A 17,676-nucleotide genomic window follows, 5' to 3' on the forward strand; every position below is an offset into this window, starting at 1 on the left:
TATGTCTCCCATTATTTTTTTCATTGGTTTTCAGTTTAATTCTGTTATTCCAATGCTTTTTAAATATTCATATGTTCCATCATAGTATTCACTTGGTCGAGTTGCATCTTCATCATCACCTTCGGGAACAAAAATTACCATTCCTCTACGTGCTCGAGTTAACAGAACTCTATAAGAATTTATTAGGTAATTTCTTTCTATTTCGTTTGTATCTTTAATATGGTTCCATTTTGTTCCTTTGAATTTGTAATATTCAAATTTTCCATTTATATATCTAAGATTTGCATCCCATGCCATAATTGCATAGTCGATTTCTAATCCTTGAATATCAAATTCAGTAGCAGGGATTTCTAAATGATTGGAACTTCTTACATCTTCAGTTTCATTTAAAAACCATGCTTCTTGATTAATATTATTTTTAACAAATATTCCTTCAGGTATTAATCGAAGTCCATTTGATTGAGCTAATAATCCATATCTTATTGTATCTGCTTCTTCAGTAGTTTCTTGTTTTATCCATTTTTTAGCTGTATTTAAATTTCTTGTAATATATAATGGATATTCGTCATTGAATTCTTTAAGCATATCGATAGCTTTGTCTTTATCATTATTTAATAAATATTCAATGAAATTTGGAAGATTTGGAGCGTCAAGAGATCTTATTGTACTATATAAAAATAGTTTATCATTATCAGTTATTGTTAAATCTTCAAATTGGTTGTTTATATCTAAGCTTTTTTTAGAAGAATATATGTTCCAATTTTGGAATTTATTGTGTAATGCTTTAAACCATTCATTGATTCCAGCTTCACCTTTATTAATTTCTTGGCCTTGTCCAACTAAGCAAATTATTACTGCCCAATCTTTTGACGGTCCATAATACTTATTAAAAATTCAGGTTCAGACATCCCAAAGTTTTCAATTTGCTTTTTGTTTTTCATAAAGGTTTCAGTTTGGTCTTGAGTCCATGCTCTTTGTGCTTCATCAAAAATTACAATTTTTTCATGTTGTACATCATCGTTATCTATTGCATCATCTCTGAATTGGTGGATTGGTTGTATAAATGAAATTACTTTTAGTTTAGCAGCATTTTTGGTAATGTTATTTCTTTTAGAGCTGTCTCTTGCTAGAGCTTCTTGTAGAACTTTTACTAATGGGCCGTTACCTGATAAAAATACTGCTGGTTCATCATTGGTTACACTTCTTTTTGTTGCAGTATTTAGTCCAATTAATGTTTTTCCAGCTCCTGGGACTCCAGTTAAAAAGATTATTGATTTTTGATTGTTATTTTTTGAATTTGTGATTATTTGATCAATGCTTTGTTCTGTTTCAGCTAAAAATAAATCATCAGAGCTATATGTTTTAATATCTTCAACTTCGTGAGTTTCATATAATTTTCTTGCGGCTTCTAAAATGCTGGGTGTTGGTGCATATTTTGACTTTGACCAATTACTTAAATCATTATCTGTTTTATACTCTTGACAAATTCTTGAAATGATATTATATAAATTTTCTTTATTAGATTTCAGAGTGCTGAATATATTATTTTCATGAAGTTCAAATTGGTTATTTGTTGTTTCGGCTTCAGTAGCTACGAGAATTGGTATAAGAATGTTGTCCCTACTTTCATAATGATAATTTTTTAATATCTTTATGTAATTTTCTAATTGGTCTAGATCAGCTTTTTTGTATTCGGTTTCACCAACTTTAAATTCAATAATAAATACTAAACCATCTATTAAAAGAACATTATATATTATAGAACCCATTCTAGGAATAGTATATTCAAATATGATGTCACCATTATCAATTGTGGATAATTGGTCTTTTAAAATGTTTATTTGAGATATCCATGCATTTTTCTGCAGGTCTCTTAACTCGAAATTATAATTTTTAGTCAATTCACCTAGGATATAATTGTTGTTATCATTTTTAAATTCATTTACTGAACTTTCATAACCTAATTTAACCATTTTACAGCACCAATCCAATCTTCATTAACTTCTTTATATAATATTTAAATAGTTTTTATATAATAATTTTTTTATAAAGACGCGTTGATGATGAATATGAGTATGGGACCTGGAGAAATAATAACTTGGAATTCACAAAAAATTGAACGTTGTTGTTATGTCAATTTAATAGCTAATTTTAGCAAAGAAAATGAAGAAGAATTTATTAACCAACTTAAAACAGCTTTTTTAGAAAGTTATTCACTTGATTTAAGTGATGAACAGGTTCATGCTTGGAGAGATTCATTTAGAGTAATGCATAATGTTAATTTACATCCGGATATTAGTATTCTTTTTGAATACGCTCTTCCTTATGAATCTGGAAGACGGCCTGATGTTATTTTACTTTCTAACGATGATGTTGTAATTCTTGAATTTAAAATGAAAAATGTTATTAAGCAAGAGGATATCGATCAGGTTAAAGCTTATGCAAGAGATTTAAATGAGTATCACTATGAATCTCGAGATAAAAAAGTTATTCCACTTTTAGTTTTAACAAGAACTACTAACTTGGATAAAAAAATAGATAATATCCAATGTGTATCTGATGATATGCTTCAAAAGGTTCTTGATAGTATTTATTCTAGTGAAATAAATGTATGTGATATTAAAGAATGGACTTCTTCTAAATATGAACCATTACCTACAATTGTTGAGGCAGCAAGACGTATTATGGATGATGAAGAGCTTCCAAATATTCGTAAGGTAAATAGTACTTGTATCCCGCAAACACTAGAAAATTTAAAATATTTAACATCATATGCAAAAAATAATAAAAAACATGTAATTGCTTTTGTTACAGGAGTTCCAGGTGCTGGTAAAACATATTTAGGGCTTCAATATGTTTATGATGTAAGTGATGTTAATTCAGTTTATTTATCTGGAAATGGGCCATTAGTAGAAGTATTAACAGATGCTTTAAAAAGTGATGTATTTGCAAAGAAATACATAAAGTTGAAACAGAATTTATTAACCATGGAGCTTATGATTTTAATAAGAATGTAATTGTTTTTGATGAAGGTCAACGTGCATGGGATATTAAAAGAATGCAAGCTAAAGGTCGAGGTGATTTTACAGAGCCTGAAGTTATGATTAGTTTATATGAAGATCGTCTTGATTGGTGTGTTCTTTTAATTTTAGTTGGTGAAGGTCAAGAAATTCACAATGGGGAAAATGCAGGATTAATATTATGGGATGAAGCAATTAAAAGAGGAAATAAAAAATGGGAAATTGTATGTCCTCCTAAACTAAATCCAATATTTGAAAATCAGTTATTACTTGATAATTTCGAAAATGAATCTTTTGATTTAACTGTTTCACTACGTTCACATTTATTTGGTGCCGTAAGTCAATTTGTTAATTATATTATTGATGGAGATATAGAAAATGCATCAAAACTTCAGATAATATTTACTCTCAAGGGTATAATATGTACTGCACAAGAGACCTTGATGCTGCTAAAGAATATTGTAAAAATAGATATGCTGAAGAACCAAATAAAAAATATGGTTTGCTAGCATCGTCAAAAGGTGCAGGACTTTTTATTTATGGGATAAATAATGCACCTGAATATACTATGAAGGTGGATAAGGGAAAATGGTTTAATGCACCATCAACAGACCCTAAGTCTTGTTGTTCATTTAAAAATACTATAACTGAATTTGATATTCAAGGGCTTGAATTAGACATGCCCATTATAGCTTGGGCAAAAGATATGATATGGGATGGTGAAAAATGGTTAAAATATAAACGGTATCAAGATGAAAACAGCGATACTAATGTGTTTAGAAGAAATAGCTACAGAGTATTATTAACAAGAGGAAGAGATGGATTTATTATTTTTGTACCTCATAAACCTAAAAAATTAGATTTAGTTTATGAGATGTTATTAAAATCCGGAATAAAAGAATTAATGTGATCATGGGGAGTTTTCAAAAAAAATAAGTTCATTGATTAAAAATAAGAGGATATTATAATCCTCTTATATTTTAATTATTTCAATTTCTCCCCTTTGTACTTTTATTTCAAGAAGTTTTTCAAAAAACTCTTTCTTAAATGATATCAATGACTTCTGATATATTTTCAAAACCAAATGCCTTTTTAATAAGATTATACTGGTCTAATTTTACAGGAGGATTACATCCTTCGCAGATGTAAACATGTTTATAAACACTAGCACTTGGATGCTCATCATCATGAAGTATACAATGTATTAAGTCATAATCTGGTAGATATTTTCTTTCATAAGACTTAACAGGTTCACAGTCAAAAACTATTCTTACAAGGTCTCTCATATCGCATCTATTAAGTAAATTAGACATATTTCATCTGATGTTAAATATTCATCACCAAAGTAATAACCAGCCATGAAATCAAAATCCTTGTCTTTTAATATATCTAAACAATTAGATTGAGCAATATCTTTTTTAATTTGTTCTGTAAATTCTTTATATGAACCTTTTGTTGAATCTAGGTTAGCTTCGATTCCATATCTTGCTAATGTACTATTAAAATCATTGGTCTCTTCACATGGCAATTTATCTCTTATAAATTTTTCAATTTCATAAAAAACACCTTCGACACATTTGGACCAGTAATATGATATTCTACATTCTTCAGTTGCATGTCTAGAAATAGCTAAGTATATATCTCTACAATCCGGATTTTCAGAGTTTTTATAGGTGTATGGAATATACACTCTTTCTGCATCATATTTGTATCCTTTTGCTTTTAATTTATCATCTACTTTATAGTATGAATGTTCTTGAATAAATTCTTCTCTTTCTTTTTTATATTCTTCATCAGTTTTATTTTGAGTATAATTTTCTTTTTGCATATATATCACCTTTTCTTATTGGAGATTTAATATCTCCTTTAAATTCATCAACATTTCGTTTTTAGTTTTAGAGCGGGTTACCTGCATTACAAAATCGTATTTGTTAAGATTCACTCCACAGGCACTACAATAAAAACGATTCTTAAAAGCTACTGCACTTGGATGAGTATCATCATGAAATGGGCAGCAGTAGGTATTTCTATTTTCATATTCGGCTACTGGTTCACCTAATGTTAAAATAGCTAAGTATCTTAAGTCAACATTTTCAAACATGTTATCATAGTGACCAGCAGTTTTATGTATTACTGTACGTTTTTTATTTTCTCTTTTTATCTCCTTATTAAAATCATCATTTAATGATGCTAATAAATCATTGAAAGAACTAGGAGCATAATATTCATCAATACGAAATTCAACAGGTTTATTTTTGTTTTTACCTATTAAGTCAAGGGTTTCTTCATAACTTATATCATTTGGTATTGGTTGACAATATAGTTTTGTTTTTGAGTTAATGCTGTAAGGGACTCGTTGAAGCCTCCGGTGTGGATCACGATTTACGGCAAGGTCAAGTGTATCTAAAACTAAAGTCTTTTGAAAAACACTAGCTAGATGTTAGCTAATCTTACCAATTTGATTTAACTGCAACTCTCCAAAGAAAACGTTAACATGAAAACCTTTACTTCCACTAGCAATTAGATATGCTTTGACTCCTTTAGTACGTAAGTAATCACATAATTTAATAGCTTCTACAAAAGGTTTTTCAAGCAGGTCCTCATCAAAGATTAAAGACCTATATCTGCTTTGTAAGGACTTGATTTTTTCTCTTCTCTTTCTACCAACTAAATTAGATTGTGTATCGAGAATTTCCTTTTTAATTTCTGAAGCTCTATTATCTGAGACATCAAAGTCAAAAAATAATCTATCATAGTACCTTTTACTATTATCTTTCTTTTTGTATTCAGGTAAAGTTTTATAATAGCTAATTTCCGCTCCGAGAAGCCCATGTATTCCAGAACGATATTTTAAATTTAAAAAATTTAGGAAGGTTTCTGAAGGGTCATCATCTTCTTTATAATCGTTACAGTTTAGGAAAAGAGGTTGTGATACCTCATGGAGGTATCGAACATCTCTGTAATAATTGCCATTATAGTAATCATGATGATAATCTCGTAAGGTATACATTAGCCATCACCTAGAAGTTTTTTAAAGCTTTCACTAGCTTCGTAGTAAATCTCATCATTTATTTTGTTTTGTGAAACTAACTGGCTGTTTACTAAATCATTTACGCATTTACCTACTGAAATAGCTAGAAAATCAACACTCACATCATCCTCTTCATGTATTTTATCAGTGAGTTCTTTTGCAGTCAAACTCTCATTTTTTAAGCATAATCCAATATTATATGCTAATTCAGTATTACTAATATCACTTGTATAACTTGTTAAATAAGAGTTAACACCAATTTTCCTACCTTTTTCATCTGATGGAGCATTTTCTACCACTTCTTGAAGGTTGTGTAATTTGTCTTCATCATCAGATGGGGTCATTATTTTTGAATTTTTTATGATACTGCCAACATCTTTTACATAGGTTAAATCAACGTATTTAGCATCATATAGATTGACAGAATAATTATCAAAATCAAACCCTTTTATTGCACCATCTATAAAATCATAATATGAATTATAATCCTTTACAGTAATTTTAACTGTATAATTTTCACAGTAAGAATTTAGATACTCCCACCCCTCTTCATTAATTGAAATATTAGACAAGGTTAACAAAGAGTATAGAACATCTAATTTGAAGTTTAAGGTATTAATATGCTTGTCATTTTCAATTTGACAACCAACACAACCATTATTTTTAGCATCAGGGTCATCATTACTCTTTTTTATTTTGTAATATGTCCAAGGTGATGACCTGTTATCGGAATCAAACTTAATTTTACCTATAAGTCCAAGGTCTTCTAGTGATTTTGCTGTGCCTTGGGATTTATCTAAATAATTTCTTAAGGTGTTGGTATTGATACCAATAGCTTTTGAGATGTTGCTTCTTGTATATTCATCTTCGAGAATCTTATCTTTTTCATCTCTTGACTCAGATGCATTGTATTCATCAAAAACTTCTTCATGATGTTTGTAAGCTTCTTCACGAGTCATCTTAGGTAAATACTTAAGAATCTTAATTTGATTTGCATTAAGTTTTAATTCCTGTGTTTCAGCTGATTTGTCCCATAAATCTTTAACAAAACTATAATCCTCATAAGAACCAATGTATACTCTTTCATTATCTATTTCAATACATTTTCTTTTTAATATGTGGAAAAAGGTCTTTGATTTTACAAGTGTAATGAACCCTTTTATATTTCTATTATTGAGGGAACTAGGGTCAAACAGTAATGTAAAAGGGTTAAAAACAACAATTTCTTTTTCAATTAAGTATTGTATGGCTGCCTGTATAATCAACCTGCTCCTTTTAATAATCTCATTATTATCAGAGTCAATAACAGCATTGGTTTGGATTTTATGTTTAATGCTTGTTTTACTGGCTTCTTCTTTAATAATAATGTTTAGCTTATACAAACGGTTTAAGAGTTCTTCATCTGGATTTTGCTTTGCATAAGTTAATATAACTAGAAATTTACCGTCTAATGTGAATGTTCTTGATTTACCATCAATAACTGTTTTTAACTCTTTAATTGGTTTATTATTATCAGCTAATTCTTTTATAACCTCAATCATAGGGTCACTTAAAACAATATCGTCAAAAATTAAAATATTAAACTCGCCATATGACTCTCTATCGTAGTAGATATTTTTTGGGGAAATTGTCCTTAAAATATGAATATAACTTTCAGGGTAGTTTTTTGATGACTCAATAATAATGTCAGTTTTACCTGTACCAGTATCAGCATTAAGTTCTGTGTGTACGGGTTGATCTATAAAGACTGAGGTTAAGATTAATGGGAGTTGTTTTTTAAGTTCATCGTTACCTTCATGTGTCCAAGAAATGCTTGAAATTATATTATCATAAAGTGTATCTTCTTCTAGGAGGGCCATTGCCTCTTTTTGAATTAACTCATCATAATCTGCAAATTGTATAATGTTTATTTCCAAGTCTTCATCTTCTTCTAGCCATATATCTGTTTTAAATTCAAAATCAAGTTCTTTTAAAACTTTTAAACAATTAGCTTGAATAATAGTGCTCTTAAACGTGCTAACAAAGAAAAGCATTTCATCTTCATTAGATTTAAGCCCCGCTGCCTCGCCAGTAGTGATTAAATTATTAATTAGCTTCTTATCTTCCTCATTTATTAATTTATCACTTCTATAATTTGTTAAAGTTTGAAAATTATTGTCACTGTACTTTGTCCAGCTGTAGATTACTTCTGACTTTTTACTTTCATTTCTACTGACTTTTAAATAAATATTTTCTTGATTAAATGGAATGTATACGCCAGTATCATCATATTTATAATTGTCTAATTCATCAGTTACTTTATAAATAGCTAGCTCATTTTCAGCTGCTATTTCTCTTTCGATAGATTCTTTAAGCTCATTAAAATGGTCTTCCATTTTTCCCTCCGGGGTATGGGAGTATCCAAGAAGAAAAAGTATTTTTAATATTAGACACAAATATATTATTGTCATTTTAGAATGTGTGTCTAGGTTACTTTTTCTAACTTGGACATATCCTTTCTTTTTACATCCTGTCTGCTTCTCTTTCTAATTCGTAGTATAGTTGTTCTAGTAGTTTATCTTCAGATGGTTCATCTAAAGGAATGTCTAAAAAACCATGCTCCGCACAATATCCGCAGTAATTACATTTTTCATATTGGTACAATATACAACGGTTTCTTTTTTTATTTTGCATCCATATCACCTGTGGTATAGAAATCTTCTTCTGTGTCTTCATAAAATCCTTCAACGACGTATCCATAATAATTTATGTCTAATAGTTTTTCGAGTATTGAATTAGTAGCATTAATACTATCAGTTATATGTTTTATATTTAAATCAAGGAATTCTTTTTCAGAGTTTGCCTCTTCTATTTGATTAAACATTTCTTCAAGTTCTTTTGATGTAAATTCATCTTTTATTCCTGTATCGTGGCAGTATAAGATAGTATCAATTAAATGTGTTGCTCTTAAACTAATGCTAGTACCATAATAAACAGCATTGTCAATAACTTTTCTAAGATATACTAATTCAGTTATCATTTCTTTTACAGTCCCTTTTACAGCTTCTTTTTCAATGTTTTCTTGTTCAAATCTATTATTCATATTTTCACCTTTATAATATACTGGTTTTATCTTTTCAGTTAACAAATTGCTTTTGTTACAAATTTCACTGTTTCTTTCACTAATTTTGCATAACTCAATTATTAAGCAATTTAATATGGTATGCAATCCTAACAGTGAATTAATGGCTTTTGAACCATTTTTTATTTCTACATCTATTTCAGAATCAAATGCAGGTAGTGAATCAAAATGCTCTCTAAATGATATTAATAGAGTATATAGAAGATTCATAATGCTCTGCATTTCATTTGCTTTTTCGACTAAGTTGCTCATACTTTCGACCTCTTTATTTTTGGTAGATTTTTGTGATATAATATCCTCTCCTTTTAGTGTTAGTGATTGTAAAAATTTAAACCATTTAAAAATTGGTTTATCACTACTGGCTAACAATCACTATCTTATTGTTTGATTAATGTATTATATAAACTTTGTTATTCATTTAAAGACTTTTTAGTCCTTTGTTTGTTACTTAAAAGGAGGAAACTAATTTTCATATTTTGGATATTTTTCTATTTTTTTTACAAAAACTTAAAATTATTACTCAAAAACAAGTAACAAATTATTTATTACAGGTAGTAAATAGTTAATGTCATGTCAAAAGAAAAGTTAGCTATCGATGATATCTTCACTGCACTTGCGTTAAGTAGGTCAATACTTGACAAAGCATTGATAACTTTCATATTATCCTCAGGTTTAAAAAATCAAGACATAATAACATTAAAGATAAATGATTTACTAACTGCTTTTGAACCTTCTTTCAGAGAACAGATTAGTATTAATAAATTTGAAACATTATTAATGGGTTCTGATTTAAAATTAGACTCTAAACCAAAGGATAATCGATTTGACTTAGAAACATTACTTCAAATGGATCCCAGGAAAATATTGCCCTGCTGGAAAATACAAAAACATAAAAGAATAACATTTAACACGCCTGAAGCAACATATTATCTATTTTTATACTTAAAAAATAGGAATAATTATAAAAAAATAGAAAATGAAGAGTATCTCTTCGAATTATATGATAAAAAAAGACGCAGACAACATTGGCCAATTAGAATCTAAATACGTCTCTAAGCGTTTTAACATTATCAATGAAAAACTACATGACATAAAAGAAACCCCTGCTTCATTTAACGTATCAAATTTAATAAAGTATTTCAAGTCTACTTGTGAAGAAAATTTGCAAGGCCCACACAAACAAGATGCATTTGACTTACTAACTGGTAAAACTAAAAGAAATAACTATTATTTTAAGAATCGAGGAATCGAAAAATGTTATTCAAGACTAATACCTTATTTAACTATAAATCTAGCATTATATCACCCAACAATTAATCAATACATTATTGACACTGACCAAAAAAACTTCAATCCACAACATAAAACCTTTTCCGAATTTGATATTAACACTATTTTGAAATTAACATATGCTAAGAAAATGGAAGGTTTTCAAGATTTTGATGCATATACTGGAATAAACATTGCATATAATAAAGCCATTCACGACAATAGATTAGGTTATTTTTATTATCATAAAAACTATATCGATTCATTATTCAATTACGTAAAAACCAGATTATATATCCATCATACTTTAAGTGATTTTACTATTAAAGTATCAAAAACAAAAATTGACCAAAAGGTTAATGAAATTACAAATGAACTATGGAGTACAGGTATTTTTGAAATAACTAATGTTAACAAGGCAGAATTTAAAGAAACACTTAAAGAAGCAATTACACAAGACCTACAAAATAAAAACAGTCTCAATGTTTCTTCAGAATATGTGATTGATGTTTTTGAAGAACTAATTTTTACAAACAGATAGTTATTATTGCCAATACCTTTCTACATTTGACAACGCCTTGTATAAATAGAAAGTAATTTATTATATTAAAAGCATAAATTAAATTATTAATATAAGGGGATAAATTTGTGAATTTAAAAGAGGCAATTGAGGATTTGCAGACAGGAACAAAACATTATAAATTAATTGTTTTAAATAAAGAATCAAAAGACTGCATCAATGAATGTAAATCACTTGATTTTGATGGTGTAGTAAAAGTTGATATCAATAGGGTGTTGAATGAAAAATTATTAGATGGTAAAACTAAAGAAGAAAAAGAACATGAAACCTGGGACTTAATTAAAAATTATCTAGACTCCCTGAATTTTAATATTCTATTTTTACACAATGTTGAATACATGTTTTCTAAAGAATTAGGCAATCTCGATGTAATCAGTAATTTTAAATATTACTCAAGAAATGGACATATAATAGTTTTATTTGTTAATGGAAAACTAATTGATAATCATTTAATTTACTCAGAAGAAGGTTATCCTGATTATAGAAGCATGGATGTATCTGAAGTTAATCTTGTGGGTTGGGAATAATGCAAATCAAAAAATTATTTAATTTTGAAGATATACAACAAGTTGTAGCAATAGGAAACATTGAAAATGAACAAGAAATGGTAGAAAAATTTGTTATTTCACCTAATCTTAAAGAAGATTTATTTGAATTTTTAGAATATCTAAAAGGCAATAAACCTGAAAAAAACACATCCGTTGATGTAATTGGTAACTATGGTACCGGTAAATCTCACTTATTAACCTTTTTATCCCTAATCTTATCAAACCCTGAAATGGTACAATACATCCAAGATGAAGATTTAAAAAAAGAATTTGCTGCAATAGATAAAGAATTTTTAGTAGTAAAATACGAATTACCTGGTCAAGATAAAAGTTTAGAAGACATATTCATTTATCGTGTAAAAAAACAATTAAATGAAAATTATGATATCGATATCAGCGATATTAATGTAGAAGAGAAAGACCCAAAAGAATTGGTTGAAGAAATACTATTAAAAATCAAAGAAAAATATCCAAATAAAGGCTTAATAGTTATATTTGACGAATACTCCGATTTTTTAAAATCAAAAGAATCATATAAACAAAATAGAGATTTACAATTCACAAGACAAATTGCAGAGTGTTCTAAAAATCAAGATTTCATATTAATGCTTTCTATGCAAGAATATATTTTCTCCAACCCCGAATACAAAGACAAAGCCGATTTAATCAACAAAATCGAAAAAAGATTCTTAAAATTTAATATTACAAGTGAAAACATCGAAGACATTATCGCAAAAAGAATGGTTACAAAAACACCAAATCAAATAGAAGACCTCAAAATTCAATTTGAAACTATTAAAGACAAATTCCCTAATATCGCAGTTGAAGAAGATAGATACATCAATTTATTCCCAGTTCATCCTTATCTTATTGAAATGTTATCAAGACTAACCTTATTCGAAAACAGGTCAATATTAATGTTTATATCAGATCAAACCAAAATAATACAAGAAAAAGAATTTCCTGCTTTCATTACTTACGATTTAATCTATGATGAACTAATTGAATCAGAACACACAATTAAAAATAATGAAATGGTAAAACCAGTCATTAATATTGTAAGGTCACTCAGAGACATTATACCAAGATTAGATTCACAATATAGGGACAGAGCTAAAACTTTAATAGATGCATTAGCTATTAAAAATTTAGTCACACCCCCAGATAATAATGGAGAAAAGAAAGGAGGAGACACTCCAGAAAAATTCGCAGAAAATCTATGCATTTTACCTAAATCAGATTTTATGGAACCTTCAGAGGATATATCCACCATACTTAACATGTTAATAAGCAATTCAGAAGGACAATTCATAAGTAGAGATGAAAAAAGCAATACGTACTTTATAAATCTAAATAAAAACAAAGATTATAATCAAATGATAAACAATAAAGCAGCAAATATGGATGATTTAATCCACAATAATGAAGTATTTGTTGAAGATTTCTTACTAAATGAATTAGGTTTTGAACTAACAAATGAAATAACTGATTCACCAAATGATAAAAAGTATGTTATACCAGACACCGTCACCTGGAAAGAAAGAAATTCATTTAGAACAGGAATATTAGCAATAAACATTGGAAACACATTATCTATCAATAACTCTGGCGATTATTTAGTTAGTATTAAAGGATTTGGCCCACACAGTATTGATGAACATGATATAAATCATATTATCATAAAACCTGATTATACTGATGAATTTAAAGCAAGCATTAGAAAATTAGCTGCGGTAAATGACTTTTTAAGAACAAAAACTCATGTTAATGCAATGAGAAGTAAGAAAAACACAATCATTGACACAGAAGTTAAAAAATATTTTAAAGAAGCAATATTAAATTCAACTATCCAATATAGAACTGATACCTATTCTTTAGAAGAATTAGGCATTTCAATAGAAATCACATCTGAAATATTTTCACAAATTAAAGAAAAATTACTCGGTGAAGAATTAGTAAACATTTACCCCGAATATCCAAAATTCAAATCCGATGCAAAACTTTCTTTGAATAATATAGAAGGAACAATGGGATCTGTTTTAACTGAAATCTCCCAAAAAACAATATTATCAGATTTTGATTTAAAATCAAAAAGAATACTAACCCCATTAGAATTATACAATAATGATACAATAGATGTTAATAACAGCAGATATACCTCAATTATTTTAGATAAAGTTGAAAGCACTTTTAAAAACATACCTATTTCAGAAATTGTCGAATTCTTTGAAGCAAAACCATATGGGATGCAAAAAGAAATCACATATTTATTAATAGCAATTTTACTAAGAAATGGAAACATTATAATAAGTAATAAGAATGGAAAAACATATACTTCATCAGATTTTACAAATTTATTCAAACCCGGATTAAAAGTCTTCAATGATTTAAAATACATTAAACAAGAAGAGGGCCCAAGTGCTGATGCTCAAAAATTATTTGACATACTTGATTTAGATAGAAATACTTTAATAAATAAAAAAGAGTATCCTATAGCTTTAAAATCATATGTAGAAAAAATTGATAGTATTGAATTAAAAGTTGCCCATATTAACAATCAATTTAATAATATCATCCAAAATAATACCCTAAATCTACCAATGGATGAAATAAAAGAAAAAATTATCTTTATTAATAATGTTTCTTTTGAAACAATGGAAGTATCTTCAATAAATGATTTTAATAATCTAGATTACTCTGAAGATAATTTAAATAATATTAAGGAGGCCATTGAGTTAATTTCTATTTTAGATTCATTTTTAGTTGATTATAATAATTTTATGTATGCTGGAATCACTTACATGAAAAACGCAATTGACTTTATCAGTAAAAGTGATTTATTTAAAGTGATGGATAAAAATGAGTTGACAAAGATATATCAAGAATCATTAGATATCATTAACAATTCTGGAAAATTATTAAAATATGATGAAAGAAGGCCAATTGAAGGTAAAATCCAATTGTTTAAAAGTAAATATAAGAATATTTACTATATTACTCATGAACAATTTGTTGGAAAAAACGTTAATTGGGAGTTATTGGAAGAAATAGAAAACTCTCCTATTTATAGTAAATTAAATATATTATCTAAAGTTAGGTCAATTAATGCTTCTAAATTTAATAATATGCGACTTGAAATTCAAACAATCAAAGGTTTAAGGTGTAATTCATTCAGCGCTGATGAACTAGATGCCAGTTATCACTGTTCTTGTATGTTTCCTAAAACTATGGGTGAATATACTGATATAGATAATAAAATAAACGAAATTGATGATAATATTCCTAAATTATTTGTTTCATGGGAAAGAGAAATAGTAGCAACGGTTAATGACAATAAATCTAAATTAGAACAATTAGATTTGCCTGAACAAGACATAATTGATAAAATTTTAGTTTCACAAGAACTTCCTGAAAATATAGAACTGAGTGTTGTTAGTGCAATAAACAATTTACTAGAAGATATTGAAATTAAAGAATTAAAATTAAATGATTTATATGATATTTTAACCTCAGAAAGAGATACATTAAATGTTAATGAAATATTGGATAAGTTAGGAGACTACATTAAACATCTTGTTTCAGATACAGATAATGCACGTATTAAAATAATTAAAGAGGATGAATAAAATGTCTCAACAAACTTTGGACAATAAAGAAGATGAATTTGTTAAATCTCTTAATTTGACTGATGACAAAATTAAAGAAGATTTAGAGAAAATGAGAAGTATTGATGGATTTCCTTTAGGAGATGTTGATGATATTTTAGAGTTATCTGAACCACCATATTATACTGCATATCCAAATCCTTACATTAAAGATTTTATTGACTATTTTGGATCTCCTTATGATGAGGAAACTGATGATTATGATGTTGAACCTTTTGTGGGAGATGTTAGTGAAGGAAAAAATGATTCGATATATAAAGCTCATTCCTATCATACTAAAGTACCACATAAAGCTATAATCAAATTTATTAAACATTATACTAAAAAAGGAGATATTATTTTTGATGGTTTTTCTGGAAGTGGTATGACTGGTGTTGCATCCCAGATTTTGGATAGAAATATCATTTTAAATGATTTAGCTCCTGCTGGTTATTTTATTTCATATAATTATAACAATCTTAGAAATCATGATTTAATTAAAATGTTTATCTCTTGGAAAAGAGAACTTGAAAGATATTATATTACTCATGATGAATATGGAAAAGAGGTTTCTATAAATTATACTGTTTGGACAGATATTTTTGAATGTCCATTTTGTAATAATGAAATTAATTTTTGGGATGCTTCATTAAATGCAGAAAAAACAAAAGCATTGAAAACTTTTACGTGTCCTCAATGTCATGCTGAGTTAACAAAAAATAAATTAAATAGGGTCTTTATTGAATATTATGATAAAAATTTAAATAAGACCCTTAAAATTGCAAAACAAGTTCCTGTGAGAATATATTATAAAAAGGGTAGAAAGTCTTATTTTAAAGATTTGGATGAATATGATTTCAATATTATTGAAGAGTTAAATAATAAATATATTCCATTTTGGATACCTTTAGATGAGATGCCTAAAGGTTCAGAATCTAGTAGGGCAAAAAAAACACATTCTTTTATTTATGTTCCACAATATTATACTAGTAGGGCTATTTTTATTTTAAGTTATTTATGGGATAAAATAAATAAAATAGACAATTTTGAAGATAAAATGTTCATGAAATGGATTTTCACATCTATTAATCCTAAATTAACTTCCAAATTTGCAAGATTTAGACCGAATAAAGGTAAAAGTGATGCAATGTCTGGAGTATTATATATGCCTTCATTTCAAGCTGAATATAATATATTATCTTCTTTTGAATCTAAACTAAAATCATTAAGTAAATTAGAAGTTTATAATTCTAATTTGATTCAGTCCACACAATCTTCTACAGATTTGAGTAATATTCCTAGTAATTCAATTGATTATATTTTTATTGATCCACCATTTGGTTCTAATTTAATGTATTCTGAGCTTAATTTTTTATGGGAAGCATGGTTAAAAGTATTTACTAATAATAAAAAAGAAGCAATTGTGAATAATGTGCAAAATAAAGATTCTGAAGATTATAAAAATTTATTAACTCAATGTTTTTCACAATTTTATAGGATTCTTAAGCCTAATAGGTGGATTACAATTGAATTCCACAACTCTAAAGCTGAAATTTGGAATATTATTCGAGAATCAATTATTAAAAGTGGATTTATCATTGCTCAAATTGCTATTCTTGATAAAAAACAAGACACCTTTAAACAGATTAATGCACCAGGTTCTGTAAAAAATGATTTAATAATAAATGCTTATAAGCCTAGCGTATCATTTTCCGAAAATTTTGATGATAGGTATGGTATTAATTTAGAAGTTGATTTTTTAGAAATGCACCTTAATAAATTACCTATTTCTCAAAATATTGAAAGAACTGAAAAAATGTTATATTCAAAATATCTTGCCAAATACATTTTAAATGATTTTGAAGTAAGATTAGATTCTAAAGACTTCTTAGAATTATTGAATACTCATTTTGTTGAACGTGATGGTTTTTGGTTCACATCTTATCAACTTATCAAATATGAAAATAATATAAAAAATAATATATATGAAGATTTAGATATTGGACAAACTATTTTAGGCATTTCAGATGAGAAAACTGCACTACTATGGTTATCTCAATTTTTAAAAGAGTCCAAATCTTACGATGAAATTTATAATGAATATGTTAAAAAATTAATGGTTACTCCAGATAAAATTCCGGAATTAAGAGAACTTTTAGATGAAAATTTTGTTACGGTAGATGGAAGGTATAAAATCCCTTCTTCAATTGAAAAAAATAAAATGGAAGAAATTCGTGTTAAAAAGTTAAATAAAGATTTTAATATTATTCTTGAAAATGTAAGAAAATCTAAAAGTATAATTACTGAGATACGAAAAGAAGCATTGCTTTTTGGTTTAACAAAATTATATAAAGAAAAAGATGTAGACACAATTAAATTAATTGGAGATCGTATTGATAACAAAATCATTGAATCTGATGATGATATTTCGGCAATAATAGATTGGGCAAAATATAAGTGATT

17 protein-coding genes are annotated in these 17,676 nt (G+C 27.5%); 8 read left to right on the forward strand and 9 right to left on the reverse strand.

The window, feature by feature from the left end:
* Positions 1-30: 30 nt before the first annotated feature.
* Positions 31-894, reverse strand: coding sequence for a DNA/RNA helicase domain-containing protein (locus QZV12_RS04035; RefSeq protein WP_366925536.1), 864 nt, complete (start codon positions 892-894; stop codon positions 31-33).
* A complete protein-coding gene (locus tag QZV12_RS04040; protein WP_295617588.1) occupies positions 852-1,973 on the reverse strand; it encodes a DNA/RNA helicase domain-containing protein in 1,122 nt (373 codons plus the stop codon). Before QZV12_RS04040 ends, QZV12_RS04035 begins: the two co-directional genes overlap by 43 nt.
* A gap of 102 nt (positions 1,974-2,075) precedes the next feature.
* Here QZV12_RS04040 and QZV12_RS04045 point away from each other — a divergent pair, with 102 nt between their 5' ends.
* From QZV12_RS04045 to QZV12_RS04055, 3 genes are read left to right on the forward strand one after another with little or no spacing between them, the layout of a single operon-like run.
* Entirely contained in the window at positions 2,076-3,017 is a 942-nt protein-coding gene (locus tag QZV12_RS04045) for a DNA/RNA helicase domain-containing protein (protein ID WP_295617591.1), read from the forward strand.
* Positions 3,017-3,529 carry a DNA/RNA helicase domain-containing protein gene (locus QZV12_RS04050; RefSeq protein ID WP_366925537.1) on the forward strand — a complete coding sequence of 171 codons (513 nt, stop codon included), beginning with the start codon at positions 3,017-3,019 and terminating at the stop codon, positions 3,527-3,529. The genes QZV12_RS04045 and QZV12_RS04050 overlap by 1 nt, the downstream gene beginning before the upstream one ends.
* A complete protein-coding gene (locus tag QZV12_RS04055; protein ID WP_295617598.1) occupies positions 3,442-3,930 on the forward strand; it encodes a DNA/RNA helicase domain-containing protein in 489 nt (162 codons plus the stop codon). Before QZV12_RS04050 ends, QZV12_RS04055 begins: the two co-directional genes overlap by 88 nt.
* Before the next feature lie 133 nt (positions 3,931-4,063).
* Here QZV12_RS04055 and QZV12_RS04060 read toward each other — a convergent pair whose 3' ends face one another.
* From QZV12_RS04060 to QZV12_RS04090, 7 genes are all read right to left on the reverse strand, one after another.
* Positions 4,064-4,333: a hypothetical protein gene (locus QZV12_RS04060; RefSeq protein ID WP_295617601.1), complete on the reverse strand. Its 270-nt coding sequence runs from the start codon at positions 4,331-4,333 to the stop codon at positions 4,064-4,066.
* Positions 4,303-4,848: a hypothetical protein gene (locus QZV12_RS04065; protein WP_295617604.1), complete on the reverse strand. Its 546-nt coding sequence runs from the start codon at positions 4,846-4,848 to the stop codon at positions 4,303-4,305. Before QZV12_RS04065 ends, QZV12_RS04060 begins: the two co-directional genes overlap by 31 nt.
* 15 nt (positions 4,849-4,863) lie before the next feature.
* Complete coding sequence (locus tag QZV12_RS04070; RefSeq protein WP_295617607.1) at positions 4,864-5,121, reverse strand: CHC2 zinc finger domain-containing protein; 258 nt, start codon at positions 5,119-5,121, stop codon at positions 4,864-4,866.
* A 339-nt stretch (positions 5,122-5,460) separates the two neighbouring features.
* Positions 5,461-6,030, reverse strand: a complete 570-nt coding sequence (locus QZV12_RS04075) for a hypothetical protein (protein ID WP_295617610.1) — start codon at positions 6,028-6,030, stop codon at positions 5,461-5,463.
* Complete coding sequence (locus tag QZV12_RS04080; RefSeq protein ID WP_295617614.1) at positions 6,030-8,426, reverse strand: hypothetical protein; 2,397 nt, start codon at positions 8,424-8,426, stop codon at positions 6,030-6,032. The genes QZV12_RS04075 and QZV12_RS04080 overlap by 1 nt, the downstream gene beginning before the upstream one ends.
* Positions 8,427-8,553: 127 nt before the next feature.
* A complete protein-coding gene (locus QZV12_RS04085; RefSeq protein WP_295617617.1) occupies positions 8,554-8,724 on the reverse strand; it encodes a hypothetical protein in 171 nt (56 codons plus the stop codon).
* Positions 8,714-9,424, reverse strand: coding sequence for a hypothetical protein (locus tag QZV12_RS04090; RefSeq protein ID WP_295617620.1), 711 nt, complete (start codon positions 9,422-9,424; stop codon positions 8,714-8,716). Before QZV12_RS04090 ends, QZV12_RS04085 begins: the two co-directional genes overlap by 11 nt.
* A 318-nt stretch (positions 9,425-9,742) precedes the next feature.
* Here QZV12_RS04090 and QZV12_RS04095 point away from each other — a divergent pair, with 318 nt between their 5' ends.
* The 5 genes from QZV12_RS04095 (at position 9,743) to QZV12_RS04115 (ending at position 17,674) form a co-directional block, all read left to right on the forward strand.
* On the forward strand, positions 9,743-10,216 hold the full coding sequence (locus QZV12_RS04095; protein WP_295617623.1) for a hypothetical protein: 474 nt from the start codon (positions 9,743-9,745) through the stop codon (positions 10,214-10,216).
* Positions 10,217-10,334: 118 nt separating this feature from the next.
* Positions 10,335-10,982, forward strand: a complete 648-nt coding sequence (locus tag QZV12_RS04100) for a hypothetical protein (RefSeq protein ID WP_295617625.1) — start codon at positions 10,335-10,337, stop codon at positions 10,980-10,982.
* A 107-nt stretch (positions 10,983-11,089) separates the two neighbouring features.
* Entirely contained in the window at positions 11,090-11,548 is a 459-nt protein-coding gene (gene brxF, locus QZV12_RS04105) for a BREX-3 system P-loop-containing protein BrxF (RefSeq protein WP_295617628.1), read from the forward strand.
* On the forward strand, positions 11,548-15,195 hold the full coding sequence (locus QZV12_RS04110; protein WP_295617631.1) for a DUF6079 family protein: 3,648 nt from the start codon (positions 11,548-11,550) through the stop codon (positions 15,193-15,195). The genes brxF and QZV12_RS04110 overlap by 1 nt, the downstream gene beginning before the upstream one ends.
* 1 nt (position 15,196) lies before the next feature.
* Complete coding sequence (locus QZV12_RS04115) at positions 15,197-17,674, forward strand: DNA methyltransferase (RefSeq protein ID WP_295617634.1); 2,478 nt, start codon at positions 15,197-15,199, stop codon at positions 17,672-17,674.
* Positions 17,675-17,676: the final 2 nt, after the last annotated feature.

It is taken from the genome of uncultured Methanobrevibacter sp., from assembly GCF_902769175.1.
Taxonomy (GTDB): domain Archaea; phylum Methanobacteriota; class Methanobacteria; order Methanobacteriales; family Methanobacteriaceae; genus Methanobrevibacter.